Genomic DNA, 12,751 nt, shown 5'->3' on the forward strand with positions numbered 1-12,751 from the left:
TTCGATTTCGTTCACGCATCGCTGAAGTATAGCTCTGGTAGCTACGATCCAATTTTTCACCGCCTCAGGCCTGCCACCTGAATCGCCCATAATTTTGTATAAGCCGGATGACTGCTGTTGGCCGACTGCTGCCGATTGAGACCGGCCAATATCAGCCAAAAGCGCCCGTTGAGCGATAGCCCAACATCAGGGGCACGTCATCTTTCACAGTATTCACGACGCAGATTGACCCAACGGAACCAAGCTGCGTGTACAGCAGGTAATCCACCCCAAAAAGTTTACTGTCACGCTAGGCACACCAAGCTATCGACGGTGCTGGATAATCTCGTAAAGCGTCGCTAGAATTGCGCACTTTTTGATCAGCGGTGCCACACAGAGCACCCGATGAGGTAAGCCCAATGTCAACTACCACACCCAAAGTGGGGTTTGTAAGTCTCGGTTGCCCCAAGGCGCTGGTGGACTCTGAGCGCATCCTGACTCAGCTGCGCATGGAAGGTTATGAAGTGGTGTCGACTTATCAGGACGCTGATGTGGTGGTGGTCAACACCTGCGGCTTTATCGACAGTGCTAAAGCCGAATCCCTGGAAGTGATCGGCGAAGCGATCAAAGAAAACGGCAAAGTGATCGTCACCGGCTGCATGGGCGTGGAAGAAGGCAGCATCCGCGACGTGCACCCCAGCGTGCTCTCGGTGACAGGCCCGCAGCAGTACGAGCAAGTGGTCAACGCCGTGCATGAAGTCGTGCCGCCGCGCCAGGACCACAACCCGCTGATCGACCTGGTGCCGCCGCAGGGCATCAAACTCACCCCGCGTCACTATGCCTACCTGAAGATTTCCGAAGGCTGTAACCACAGCTGCAGCTTCTGCATCATCCCGTCGATGCGCGGCAAACTGGTCAGCCGCCCGGTTGGCGAAGTACTCAGCGAAGCTGAGCGCCTGGTCAAAGCCGGCGTCAAAGAGCTGCTGGTGATTTCTCAGGACACCAGCGCCTATGGCGTCGACATGAAATACAAGACCGACTTCTGGAACGGCCAGCCGGTGAAAACCCGCATGACCGAACTGTGCGAAGCACTCTCCAGCCTGGGCGTATGGGTGCGCCTGCACTACGTCTACCCCTACCCACACGTCGACGAGCTGATCCCGCTGATGGCCGCTGGCAAGATCCTGCCGTACCTGGATATTCCCTTCCAGCACGCCAGCCCGAAAGTGCTCAAGCTGATGAAGCGCCCCGCCTTCGAAGACAAGACCCTGGCACGCATCAAAGCCTGGCGCGAGATCTGCCCGGAGCTGACCATCCGCTCGACCTTTATCGTCGGCTTTCCCGGCGAAACTGAAGAAGACTTCCAGTACCTGCTCGACTGGTTGACCGAAGCGCAGCTCGATCGCGTCGGTTGCTTCCAATACTCCCCCGTAGAAGGTGCGCCGGCCAACCTGCTCGACAACCCGGTACCCGATGACATCAAACAGGATCGCTGGGACCGTTTCATGGCACACCAGCAAGCCATCAGCACCGCCCGCCTGCAACTCAAGGTCGGCAAGGAGATGGACGTGCTGATCGATGAAGTCGACGACCAAGGCGCCGTTGCCCGCTGCTACGCTGATGCGCCGGAAATCGACGGCAGCGTGTTTATCGCCAGCACCGACGTCAATCCGGGCGACAAGGTCCGCGTGCGCATCGTCGATGCCGATGAATACGACATGTGGGCCGAGCTGATCTGACCCAACGGATAGTTGCCCGCCACACAAAAACGCCCCGCATTGCGGGGCGTTTGCGTTCAACTGTCAGTGCAGCAGCTAGACCCGGAAACGACTCACCATCATCTGCAGCTGATTACCCAGACGCGCCAGTTCAACGCTGGCCCGTGCCGTTTCATCACTGGCAGAGGCCGTCTGCTCGGACACATCCCGCACGCTGATGATGCTGCGACTGATCTCTTCAGCCACCGCACTTTGCTGCTCAGCCGCCGCTGCAATCTGCTGATTCATCGACTGAATATTCGACACTGTACGGGTAATGCTTTCCAGCGAATCACCCGCGCGCCGGGTCAGCTCGACACTGCTGTCCGTCAGGGTACGGCTGCTCAACATGATGCTGGCCACCTGCTGCGTGCCATTCTGCAGCCCCGCAACCAAGCCCTCGATCTCCTCAGTGGACTTCTGCGTGCGTTGAGCCAAACCACGCACCTCATCCGCGACCACCGCGAAACCTCGACCCGCCTCACCGGCGCGCGCAGCCTCAATAGCCGCGTTGAGTGCGAGCAGGTTCGTCTGCTCAGCCACGGCCTTGATGACATCCATCACACTGCCAATCTTCTGACTTTCTTGCTGCAGAGCCGTCATGGCGCCAGTGGAGCGCCCCACTTCCTCAGCCAGACGCTCAATTTGGGCAATGGCCTGGGCTACCACTTTGTCACCTTTACGCGCCTCACTGTCAGCGTCCGTCGCGGCGTGAGACGCCTGCTCGGCATTGCGCGCAACCTCCTGCACGGTGGCAGACATCTCGTGCATGGCGGTGGCCACTTGATCGGTTTCACTCTTCTGGTTATTGGCCCCAGCACTGGTCTGCGCGGTTACGGCAGACAGTTCCTCGGCAGCACTGCTGATCTGGCTCACACCGTCACGAATTCCGCCAATCAACTCACGCAAGGTGCTGGCCATACGCTGCACGCCTTGCTGCAACACACCCAACTCATCCTGACGCACCACTGCGGCACTCGGTGTCAGATCGCCACTGGCAATGCGCTCAACGTCCAACAGCGTCGCACGCAGTGGGCGAATGATCTGCCGTGTAATCAGCCATGCAGCAAGCAGCCCAAGCAGCAAAGCCAGCGCTGTAGCCGTCACCTGCAGGTAGCGCGCCGCCGCACTTTCGACCGCCAGACGGTCAAGCTGGAAGCTGTAAAGCTCGTCGCTGATTTTGACAATCTCAGCCCCCTGCACGGTCATTTCCTGACGCGCACGCGCAATGGCCTGCGTGGCATCACGCAACGCCAACACCGCATCCCGGTACTGCGCCAAACTACGCTCAACCTGCAACACAGCGGCTTGCTGTGACCCGACGAATGCACGACTCACCTCCGCCAGCCCTGCCATGATCGCCTCAACCCCCTGAATCATCGCCGACTCATTTGCGGGGCTGGCATTGTTACGGAACACACTGACCAGGTGTTGCACCTGTAGCAACTCGGCCCTGCTGTCAGTAATCGCCTGATACTGAACAAAGCGCTGCGGATCAAATTCGGGTAATTGCACGACAATCGCCATGATCTGGCGAACTTGCTCAACGGCCTCGGCCGCCCTCAGGGCCAACACCTCATTAGCTGCATTGGCTTCTTTATAAGCGACCTTCATGGCATTCAAGGACACTTGGTACTCATCGTTGATCGCACCCTGCTTCTTGAGTAACGCCACATTGACCGGATTCTTGAACGAAGCCTGAAGCGCCTCTTGCTTGGCAATGTAAGTGCTTAAGGTCGACTGTAGGCGTTCAGCGGTGGGCAAATCGCCGTTAGCGATCATGTACTGCAACCGCGCAATACGCAGATTGGTGAGGCTGCTGTTCAGGTAAGTAATGTCGCTCATCCAGTTAGCGCGCTGAATCACACTGCCCAGCCCACTCCAGCCCGTCCAGGCCATCAACACTGTCATCGCCAGCACAACGCCAAAACCTATCAGCAACTTGCGGGTGACGCTGATATTGGCAAACCAGGTATTCATAAAACGGCCTCTCTCCAACGTACGTATCAAAAGCCAAATCAGCAGCTGGAGTTATTGTTGTGGCAGCGCGTCTGGACGGGATTGCCGAGGACTCGGCGAACTGTAGCTAGAAAGGAATCAGCAAGTATCACGCTGAAACCACACGCCAGGGATTACCCGGAGTGCACAGCATGACGACGAGACTCACCAGAGCGTCACATTAATAGCGCCAAATTTATAACGCGCAGATTAAATCGATGACAACACATGCAGACGCCGATGCTGCGGGGTTTTAGCTCGCTCGCCACTCAGGCCCTATCGAGCGGACTTAACACGGCGAGTCCGCCACAAACGCGGCTGAAAATGCCGTCGTCAGGGGCGGCATGCCCTTGTGATACGCCAGGGGCCTAGGTAACGTGAGCGCACTTTTCAGGAGTGCCACAATGCGTTTCAGCCGCCCTTTTTGCTTTGCCTTGTTGCCACTGCTCGCCAGCTGCCAGGTGTTTACCGATAAACCCGCCGAGCCGGTGATCGAGCAGACGCGCATGCAGGGCGAGCTCAGCCTGAATGCGGGCCAATTGCTGTTTCGCCCCTGCCAGGAACAACGTCAATTTATCCTCAAGGAAGACAGCGCCGCCGAGCTGAGCAGCGATGCCAGCACGCTGTTCGCTGACGGCCACGCCACGCTGTATGTCGATATGCGCGGCCAGCTGCAGGCCAATGCGCAGAAAGGTGTCGATGGCCAGTTCGTGCCGAGCCAGGTGTACCGGGTACAGGCTGAAGGCCATGGCTGCACAGACATCAACTTTGCCCGCACCCTCCTGCGTGCCAGCGGCCACGAGCCGGACTGGAATATCGCGGTAAGCAATCAGGGCCTGATCCTCAACCGCCCCGGCCAGGAGCCACAGGCGCTGCCGTATCTGGAAGAGCAATTGCCCGAAGGCCGCCTCAACCTGAGCAGCGAAGCCAACGGCCAACGCCTTGATTTGTGGGTTGCCCGCCAGCGCTGCGTCGACGGCATGAGTGGCGCGGTGCAACACCTGAGCGCCGAGTTGCGTCTTAATGGGCAAGTCCTGCGGGGCTGCGCCTACCTCGGCGGCGCGCGCAACGATTAGCAATCAGATAGCTGAGATAGATCAGCCGAGCGGCAGACGATTGGCCTAAGCTGCAAGTGAAGACAGCCAAAGGGATATCGTTATGCTGCGCATTGCTATCAATGGATATGGACGGATCGGTCGCTGCCTGGTGCGCGCGTTGTTCGAGCGCAAACTGGAGCAGCAGATCCACCTCACCGCGATCAATGACCTGGGTGAGCAAAGCACCCTCGCCCACCTCACCCGCTTCGACTCCACCTTCGGCCGCTTTCCTGGCGATATCAGCCTGGACGGCGACACCTTGCGGGTAAACGGCCACCCGATCCAGCTGCTGCGTGAGCGCGAAGTGACTAATCTGCCCTGGCGTGAGCATGCGGTGGATCTGGTGCTCGAATGCACCGGCAAACTGAAAAAGCGCGAACAGGTCGAACAGCACATCAGCGCCGGCAGCCCGCGCGTGCTGCTCTCACACCCACTGGACAGCGCCGACCTGACCGTGGTCTACGGCGTTAACCATCAACTGCTGGGCGATCAAAAGATCGTATCCAACGCTTCCTGCACCACCAATTGCCTGGCGCCGATGGCCAAGGTGCTGCACGAAGCCGTGGGCATTCGTCAGGGGCTGGTCAACACCATCCACTCTTACACCAATGACCAGAACCTGCTGGACAAGACCCACAGCGACCTCTACCGCGCCCGTGCCGCCGCGCTGTCGATGATCCCCACCAGCACCGGTGCGGCCAAAGCCATCGGCCTGGTCATGCCGGAGCTGATCGGCCGCTTGGATGGGCTGTCGATACGCGTACCGACGCCCAACGTGTCGCTGGTCGATCTGACCTTTACCAGCGAACGCCCGACCAGCCGTGAAGCGATCAACGCCGCGCTGCAGGCCGGCGCGGCGCAGTTGCCGCCTGGGGTGATGGAGTGCAACGAGCTGGCACTGGTGTCCACCGACTTCAACGGCTACCCGGTGTCCTGCGTGGTCGACCTCAGCCACACCCGCGTGCAGGGCGATCTGGTCAAGGTCTTGGCCTGGTATGACAACGAGTGGGCCTTCGCCAACCGCATGCTCGACGTGATGCTGGCTTGGGTAAAGCCTGAGGTGCGCTAGCACTATGGGTTGAGCGCGCCCCATGACGGGTCGCTGCCGTTTATCGGCAGCGGCCTTTAACCACTGATCAGGCGTATAATCGCCGCCTTTTAAAAGCTGCCGGGTTGCCTCCGGCCCTGAAAGTGGATCGTCCCTCATGCTTCGTATCACCGAACTCAAGCTGCCCCTCGACCATCCCGACGAGGCCCTGCGCCCGGCCATCGTCCAGCGACTGGGGATTGCCGACAGCGAGCTGCTCGACTTCACCTTGTTCAAGCGCAGCTACGACGCGCGCAAGAAATCCACTGAAATGCACTTCATCTACACCATCGACTGCGAGCTGCGCGATGAAGCGGCGCTGCTGGCCACGTTCAGCGATGACCGGCATATCAGCATCACCCCGGATACCGCCTACAAACCAGTCGGCATGGCGCCCGAGAACCTCGCAGAGCGTCCGCTGGTAGTCGGCTTTGGCCCGTGCGGGATTTTCGCCGCGCTGATTTTGGCCCAGGCCGGACTCAAACCCATCGTGCTGGAACGCGGCACCGAAGTGCGCCAGCGCACCAAGGACACCTGGGGCCTGTGGCGCAAGAACGTGCTCAACCCCGAGTCCAACGTGCAATTCGGCGAGGGCGGTGCCGGCACCTTCTCCGACGGCAAGCTGTACAGCCAGATCAAGGACCCCAAACATTACGGACGCAAGGTGCTGCAGGAGTTCGTCAAAGCCGGCGCGCCAGAGGAAATTCTCTACGTCAGCAAGCCACATATCGGCACCTTCCGCCTCACCGGCGTGGTCGCCACCATGCGTGAAGAGATCAAAGCGCTGGGCGGCGAAGTGCGTTTTCAGCAGCGCGTCAGCGATGTGCTGATCGAGGATGGCCAGCTCAAAGGCGTGGTGCTCGACAGCGGCGAGCAGATTCTCAGCCGCCAGGTGATCCTGGCCCTGGGCCACAGCTCGCGTGACACTTTCCGCATGCTGCACAAACGTGAAGTATTTATGGAAGCCAAGCCGTTCTCGGTGGGTTTTCGTATCGAGCACCCGCAAGGTCTTATCGACCGTGCTCGCCTCGGTAAATACGCCGGCCACCCTAAGCTCGGCGCTGCAGACTACAAACTGGTGCACCACGCCAAGAACGGCCGCTCGGTCTACAGCTTCTGCATGTGCCCGGGCGGCACCGTAGTCGCGGCCACCTCGGAGCCGAACCGCGTGGTGACCAACGGCATGAGCCAGTACTCACGTAACGAACGCAACGCTAACGCCGGCATTGTCGTCGGCATCACTCCAGAGCAGGATTACCCAGGCGGCCCACTGGCCGGTGTGGAATTGCAGGAGCGTTTAGAGTCTCAGGCCTATCTGCTCGGCGGCAGCACCTACGAAGCGCCGGGGCAACTGGTTGGCGACTTTATCGCGGGCAAACCATCGAGCGCGCTGGGTAGTGTTGAGCCCTCGTACAAGCCGGGTATCAAGCTGGGCGATCTGGCCCTGGCCCTACCTGACTTCGCCATCGAAGCGATCCGCGAAGCGCTGCCGGCCTTCGGCAAACAGATAAAAGGCTTCGACCTGCATGACGCGGTACTCACCGGCATCGAAACCCGCACCTCCTCGCCGCTGCGCATTACTCGTGGCGCGGATATGCAAAGCCTCAACGTTCGCGGCCTATACCCGGCTGGTGAAGGTGCCGGCTACGCCGGCGGCATTCTCTCTGCCGGGGTGGATGGCATTCGTGTGGCCGAAGCGCTGATTCGCGACTTGCTCGGGATTGCAGAAGCCTGATACGCCGCTGCTGGTTACTGATCAGCCCATGGCGCAACTCAGACCGCCCGCCGGTTTAAGCTACAGACCGGCGGTGGGCAGGTCAGCAGGCAAAGGAATGCCACGCTCGGCACAGTCCGCAACAGCAGTTATTAACGCGGCCAAATCGAACCCCAGAGCACTGAGCCAGGCGAAGTCGTAGTAGGTGTCGGCATAGCGCTCGCCACCATCACAGAGAATCGCCACCACCGAACCCGACTCCCCCGCCGCGACCATCCGCTGCGCAACCAGCAGCGCGCCGATCAGATTAGTACCGCTGGAGCCGCCCACTTTCCGACCCAGGCGCTGCGCCAGGTAATGCATGGCGGCCAACGACAAGGCATCCGGCACCTTGCACATGGCATCGATCACCGTCGGCAGAAAGGACGCCTCGACCCGTGGCCGGCCAATACCTTCGATACGCGAACCATGGTTCAGGCACAGGCTGGCATCACCGCTGCGGTAGTAATCGAAAAACACCGAACGCTCGGCATCCGCGCACAACACCTGGGTGTTGTGGCGGCGATAACGCACATAGCGCCCTAGGGTCGCCAAGGTGCCGCCAGTGCCGGGACTGGACACCAGCCAACTCGGCTCAGGGAAACGTTCACTGCGCAGCTGCTGGAAGATCGACTCGGCGATGTTGTTGTTGGCGCGCCAGTCGGTGGCGCGCTCGGCGTAGGTGAACTGATCCATAAAATGCCCGCCGGTCTCTCGCGCAAGGCGCTCAGACTCGGCGTAGATTTGCGTCGGATCCGTTACCAGATGGCTCTGGCCGCCGTAGAAAGCGATCTGTGCGATCTTCTCCTTCGAAGTGCTGGCCGGCATCACCGCGATAAACGGCAGCCCCAGTAAGCGGGCGAAATAGGCCTCGGAAATCGCCGTGGAACCGCTGGACGCCTCGATCACCGGTGCGCCGGGTTTGAGCCAGCCGTTACACAGCGCGTAAAGAAACAACGATCGCGCCAGCCGGTGTTTGAGGCTGCCAGTGGGATGACTGGACTCATCCTTGAAATACAGCTCGACGCCGGGCAAGCCCGGCAGCGACAGGGGTATCAGGTGGGTGTCGGCGCTGCGCTGAAAATCCGCCTCGATGATGCGGATTGCTTCGCGCGCCCAGCTTCTTGAATCGCTCATACCTTATCCCCTAATCCAGAACACCAGCGGGCACCACGCGCGCGCCTCGCCACTGACTCAACAACACGCCGGCAAACACAAAGGCGGCTGCCAGCATCTGCATGCCATTCAGGCTTTCGCCCAATAACAGTATGGCGAACAGCAAGGTGAACACCGGGATCAGGTTGGTAAAACCAGAGGCCTGGCTGGCCGGCAAGCGGCTGACGCCGAAGTTGTACAACCCGTAAGCGCCCACCGTGACCAGAATGCCCAGATAGGCCACCGCGCCCAGGCCCATGGGACTGATGCTGGTTGGCAACGGCGCGCTGAACCAAGCCAAAGGCAGAAAGAAAATAGTGCCGACAAAGGCCACCATGGCGGTCAGCAGAAAGGGCGAATAGCGCGATGACAAGTGCTTGAGCAGCAGGGTGTAACCCATGGCGCAGAGCATCGCGAGCAGCTCGTAGAAGTTGCCGAGGATGGGGTTACTGGCGTGCTCGTCGGCGCTGCCGGCCAGGCTCAACCATACGGCGCCGACCAGGGCGATCAGAAACCCCAACAGGGTGATGCGACTGATCCGTTCACGCAGGAAGACAAACGCCCCCACCGCCACCAGCAGCGGCAGCAAAGCCGTGACCATGCCCGCTTGCGCGGCGCTGGTGTGCTGCAGCGCCAGGGCTTCAAAGAGGAAATACAGGCAGGGTTCGCAGGCCGCCAGGCCAAGCAGGTACTTCCAGTCACCGGCGCGATAATGCATCTGTCCGCGCCAGCGCCAGGCCAGCAGAAACACCATGCTGCCTAGGGCCATACGGCCGAAGATCACCCACAGCGGCGGCAATTCGGCAAAGGCCAGTTTCAGCGCAATAAAGGAACTGCCCCACAGCGCCATGGCGATCACTAGGCAGATGATCGCGATGCCCCTTTCCCGCTCTTGCATACCCAAGCCCCTGACTAAAGGCTGCAGTGTAGAGAGGCATACGCGACGCCGACAGATACAGTCAGCGCCTTGAACTGTGTGGGCTTATTGTTCCCAGGGCTTACCGCGAGTTTGCTCGCTGATTCGCAGCTTCTGCTGCAGTGCGGCTTTGGCCAACATGTGGGCGCTGACCGGTGCGGTGATAAACAGAAACAGGGCAATCAGCAGCTCATGCAAGCTAATGCCCTCACCGCGAAAGCTGAAGTAGATCAGCGAAGCGATCACCATGCCGCCCACGCCCAAGGTGCTGGCTTTGGTCGGGCCGTGCAGGCGCATAAAAAAGTCCGGCAGGCGGTACAAGCCAATCGCACCGATCAAGGCGAATAGGCTGCCGATCAGCAGAAACAGCGCCACCAGCGCTTCGATCCAGGTATCCATTCAGCAGTCTCCGTAGAACGTTGTTACTCGATGATGTCGCCGCGCAACAAATACTTGGCCACTGCCACTGTGCCGATAAAACCCATCACCGCAATCAGCAGGGCGGCTTCAAAATACAGGTCCGATCCCAGCCAGATACCGAGCAATACCAGCATGGCAATCGCGTTGATATACAGGGTATCCAGGGCCAGGATACGGTCGGGCAAATCCGGGCCGATGATCAGGCGCGCCATGGTCAGCACCAGGGCCACGCCAATGATCATCAGGCACAGCGGGATCACGTAGGCGAGCATGTGAATACCTCCAGCAGGGGGGCTTCGTAACGCTGTTTGATTTCTGCGACCAAGGCGTCAGGGTCCGGCACATCCAGACCGTGCACCAGGAGCATCTTGCGGTCGTCACTGAGGTCGGCAGAGACCGTGCCCGGGGTCAGAGAAATAATGCTGGTGAGCATCGTCAGGGCCAGTTCATCTTCCAGCAGCATGGGAATTTCCACGAAGGCTGGGCGCAGCTTGGCGGTCGATCCAAGGATCAGCTTGGCCACCTGCAGGTTGGCCGTGATGATATCGCCGAGGATGCGCAGCAGAAACAGGCACAACTTGAACGGTTTGTGCACCCGTGGCGGGTTGATCCAGAACACCTGGGTCAACAGCGGAATGGCCCAGCCGAGCAGCGCACCGAGTAGCCAGTGCCCCAGGCTCAGGTCATTCATCAGCAGCAGCCAGACCAACAGCAGGCACACGCTCAGCAGCGGATGGGGTAACCAGCGACGTGCTTTCATCGTGCAGCTCCCGATTCGATGATTTGCCGGTACAGCGCCAAATCATGCAGTTGGCTGGCGGTAGCCTCGACATAACTCAGCAGCGGCGCGGCACCAACCATCAGCACCAGGCTGAGCAGCAGCAAACCAGCGCAGGCTGACAGCCGACCGTAATCCAGCTCGGCACTGTCCAGCTGGCTCAAGCCGACACGCCAGAACAGCATGCTACCGGCACGACTCAGGGCCACCAGGGTCAATAGGCCGCCGCCCAGCACCACGGGCCACAGCATGAGCGCCTGCACGCCCGGCTCCAGCGAGCGCAGCAGCAACAGCTTGCCGAGAAACCCAGACAGCGGCGGCAGGCCGGCCACGGCAATCGCGCCGAAGAAGAACAGGCCGCCGAGCAGGTGCGGGTTCTGCAGCGCCGGACCTTGCACCAGCAGCGCCTGCTTATCGCCGCGCTGACGGGCAATCAGATCCGCCAGCAGGAACAGTCCACCGGCCACCCAGGTGCTGTGCACTAGGTAATAAAGGGCTGCGGCCAGGGCTTGCTCAGTGCCGATGGCAATGCCGGCGAGCAAAGTGCCCACCGATACCACCACCAGATACGCCAGGAGCCCCTGCAAGCTAACGGCTGCCAGTGCACCGATCACACCCAATGCCAAGGTCAGCAAGGCAATCGGCCAGAGCCAGTCGTTGGCCATGTTGGCCAGGCTGCCGGCCTCATCACCAAAGATCAGTGTGTACACCCGGATGATCGAATACAGGCCAACCTTGGTCATGATCGCAAACAGCGCCGCGACCGGCGCAGTGGCCGAGGCATAAGCCTTGGGCAGCCAGAAATACAGTGGCAGAAACGCCGCTTTGAGGCCGAATACCACCAGCAACAGCAAGCCAGCAGCGCCCAGCAGCGCCGCATCATCCGGCCCGGCAGCCGCCACGCGAATGGCCATATCAGCCATGTTCAGGGTGCCGGTGATGCCATACAGCACGCCCACGGCGAGCAGGAAGAACGCCGAGCCCACCAGGTTCAGCACAACGTAATGCAGCCCCGCGCGCACTCGTTCTGCCCCACCGCCATGCACCAGCAGCGCATAGGAGGCAATCAGCAGAATTTCGAAGAACACGAACAGGTTGAACAGATCACCCGTGAGGAAGGCGCCGTTGATGCCCATCAGCTGGAACTGGAACAGCGCATGAAAACTCTGCCCGCGCTCATCGTCGCCACGCACCGCATACAACAGAGCAAAGCTACCCAGCACCGCCGTGACCATCAGCAACAAGGCGCTCAGCCGATCGAGCAGCAGGATGATGCCAAACGGCGCCGCCCAGTTACCGGCGGCATACACCTGCAGCACGTCCTGATCAGCCAGCCAGAGCAGATAGCCGCTCAATGGCAGCAGCAACAGGGTTGCCACCAGCGACAAGCTGCGTTTAACCCGCAGGCTCAAGCCCGCACCGAGCAGCAACAGGCTGCCGGCAAACATCGGCAGCAGGATGGGCAGGATCACGCCATGATTCATTGTGCAGGCTCCTGGCCGTCAACATGGTCGGTCTGGGTTTCACCCACGCTGCGCAGTGCCAGCACCACAACGAAGGCGGTCATGGCAAAGCCGATCACGATGGCGGTCAGCACCAGCGCCTGCGGCAGTGGGTCCGCGTAGACACTGCCCTTGCCAATCACCGTGACCACACCGCCCTGCAAGCGGCCCATGGCAAACAGGAACAGGTTGACCGCGTAGGAAATCAGCGTCAGCCCCAGCACCACTGGGAAGGTCCGCGCACGCAGCAGCAGATAAACACCGCTTGCGGTGAGGAGGCCCAAGGTTGCGGCAAATATGGCTTCCATT

The 12,751-nt window shown here is 60.4% G+C and carries 12 protein-coding genes and 1 pseudogene; 4 read left to right on the forward strand and 9 right to left on the reverse strand.

Translation table 11 applies throughout. The features are described from left to right. Positions 1–398 precede the first annotated feature (398 nt). Positions 399–1,718: a 30S ribosomal protein S12 methylthiotransferase RimO gene (gene rimO / locus HCI85_RS13170; RefSeq protein ID WP_167145097.1), complete on the forward strand. Its 1,320-nt coding sequence runs from the start codon at positions 399–401 to the stop codon at positions 1,716–1,718. Between the two features lie 75 nt (positions 1,719–1,793). Here rimO and HCI85_RS21370 read toward each other — a convergent pair whose 3' ends face one another. Then, positions 1,794–2,657, reverse strand: a complete 864-nt coding sequence (locus tag HCI85_RS21370) for a methyl-accepting chemotaxis protein (protein WP_446730792.1) — start codon at positions 2,655–2,657, stop codon at positions 1,794–1,796. Beyond that, positions 2,649–3,716, reverse strand: a pseudogene (locus HCI85_RS21375) (methyl-accepting chemotaxis protein); the annotation flags it as partial. The gene HCI85_RS21370 and the pseudogene HCI85_RS21375, both read right to left, overlap by 9 nt. 422 nt (positions 3,717–4,138) lie before the next feature. Here HCI85_RS21375 and HCI85_RS13180 point away from each other — a divergent pair. The 3 genes from HCI85_RS13180 (at position 4,139) to HCI85_RS13190 (ending at position 7,653) form a co-directional block, all read left to right on the forward strand. Then, positions 4,139–4,810 carry a COG3650 family protein gene (locus tag HCI85_RS13180; RefSeq protein ID WP_167145101.1) on the forward strand — a complete coding sequence of 224 codons (672 nt, stop codon included), beginning with the start codon at positions 4,139–4,141 and terminating at the stop codon, positions 4,808–4,810. 82 nt (positions 4,811–4,892) lie between these two features. Further along, complete coding sequence (gene gap, locus HCI85_RS13185; RefSeq protein WP_167145103.1) at positions 4,893–5,900, forward strand: type I glyceraldehyde-3-phosphate dehydrogenase; 1,008 nt, start codon at positions 4,893–4,895, stop codon at positions 5,898–5,900. A 136-nt stretch (positions 5,901–6,036) separates the two neighbouring features. Next, complete coding sequence (locus HCI85_RS13190) at positions 6,037–7,653, forward strand: NAD(P)/FAD-dependent oxidoreductase (protein WP_167145105.1); 1,617 nt, start codon at positions 6,037–6,039, stop codon at positions 7,651–7,653. A 60-nt stretch (positions 7,654–7,713) separates the two neighbouring features. Here the strand turns inward: HCI85_RS13190 and HCI85_RS13195 are convergent, their stop codons facing one another. From HCI85_RS13195 to HCI85_RS13225, 7 genes are all read right to left on the reverse strand, one after another. Then, positions 7,714–8,808, reverse strand: coding sequence for a PLP-dependent cysteine synthase family protein (locus tag HCI85_RS13195; RefSeq protein WP_167145107.1), 1,095 nt, complete (start codon positions 8,806–8,808; stop codon positions 7,714–7,716). Between the two features lie 10 nt (positions 8,809–8,818). Further along, positions 8,819–9,724: a DMT family transporter gene (locus HCI85_RS13200; protein ID WP_167145109.1), complete on the reverse strand. Its 906-nt coding sequence runs from the start codon at positions 9,722–9,724 to the stop codon at positions 8,819–8,821. 84 nt (positions 9,725–9,808) lie between these two features. After that, positions 9,809–10,141, reverse strand: coding sequence for a Na+/H+ antiporter subunit G (locus tag HCI85_RS13205; protein ID WP_167145111.1), 333 nt, complete (start codon positions 10,139–10,141; stop codon positions 9,809–9,811). A 23-nt stretch (positions 10,142–10,164) separates the two neighbouring features. Beyond that, on the reverse strand, positions 10,165–10,434 hold the full coding sequence (locus HCI85_RS13210; protein ID WP_090252444.1) for a K+/H+ antiporter subunit F: 270 nt from the start codon (positions 10,432–10,434) through the stop codon (positions 10,165–10,167). Further along, positions 10,419–10,922 (reverse strand): Na+/H+ antiporter subunit E, encoded by a 504-nt coding sequence (locus tag HCI85_RS13215; protein ID WP_090252441.1) that lies wholly within the window; start codon positions 10,920–10,922, stop codon positions 10,419–10,421. The genes HCI85_RS13210 and HCI85_RS13215 overlap by 16 nt, the downstream gene beginning before the upstream one ends. Beyond that, positions 10,919–12,424, reverse strand: coding sequence for a monovalent cation/H+ antiporter subunit D (locus HCI85_RS13220; protein WP_167145113.1), 1,506 nt, complete (start codon positions 12,422–12,424; stop codon positions 10,919–10,921). The genes HCI85_RS13215 and HCI85_RS13220 overlap by 4 nt, the downstream gene beginning before the upstream one ends. Next, positions 12,421–12,750 carry a Na+/H+ antiporter subunit C gene (locus HCI85_RS13225; RefSeq protein ID WP_167145115.1) on the reverse strand — a complete coding sequence of 110 codons (330 nt, stop codon included), beginning with the start codon at positions 12,748–12,750 and terminating at the stop codon, positions 12,421–12,423. Before HCI85_RS13225 ends, HCI85_RS13220 begins: the two co-directional genes overlap by 4 nt. Position 12,751 lies beyond the last annotated feature (1 nt).

This window comes from Pseudomonas sp. OTU750018 (assembly GCF_011636575.1).
Taxonomy (GTDB): domain Bacteria; phylum Pseudomonadota; class Gammaproteobacteria; order Pseudomonadales; family Pseudomonadaceae; genus Aquipseudomonas; species Aquipseudomonas peli.

Coding starts and splice junctions, on each gene's coding strand:
- HCI85_RS13205 (WP_167145111.1), bottom strand. CDS start 10,141: ATGGATACCTGGATCGAAGCGCTGGTGGCGCTGTTTCTGCTGATCGGC.
- HCI85_RS13180 (WP_167145101.1), top strand. CDS start 4,139: ATGCGTTTCAGCCGCCCTTTTTGCTTTGCCTTGTTGCCACTGCTCGCC.
- HCI85_RS13220 (WP_167145113.1), bottom strand. CDS start 12,424: ATGAATCATGGCGTGATCCTGCCCATCCTGCTGCCGATGTTTGCCGGC.
- HCI85_RS13200 (WP_167145109.1), bottom strand. CDS start 9,724: ATGCAAGAGCGGGAAAGGGGCATCGCGATCATCTGCCTAGTGATCGCC.
- HCI85_RS13195 (WP_167145107.1), bottom strand. CDS start 8,808: ATGAGCGATTCAAGAAGCTGGGCGCGCGAAGCAATCCGCATCATCGAG.
- HCI85_RS13190 (WP_167145105.1), top strand. CDS start 6,037: ATGCTTCGTATCACCGAACTCAAGCTGCCCCTCGACCATCCCGACGAG.
- HCI85_RS21370 (WP_446730792.1), bottom strand. CDS start 2,657: ATGGCCAGCACCTTGCGTGAGTTGATTGGCGGAATTCGTGACGGTGTG.
- gap (WP_167145103.1), top strand. CDS start 4,893: ATGCTGCGCATTGCTATCAATGGATATGGACGGATCGGTCGCTGCCTG.
- rimO (WP_167145097.1), top strand. CDS start 399: ATGTCAACTACCACACCCAAAGTGGGGTTTGTAAGTCTCGGTTGCCCC.
- HCI85_RS13225 (WP_167145115.1), bottom strand. CDS start 12,750: ATGGAAGCCATATTTGCCGCAACCTTGGGCCTCCTCACCGCAAGCGGT.
- HCI85_RS13215 (WP_090252441.1), bottom strand. CDS start 10,922: ATGAAAGCACGTCGCTGGTTACCCCATCCGCTGCTGAGCGTGTGCCTG.
- HCI85_RS13210 (WP_090252444.1), bottom strand. CDS start 10,434: ATGCTCGCCTACGTGATCCCGCTGTGCCTGATGATCATTGGCGTGGCC.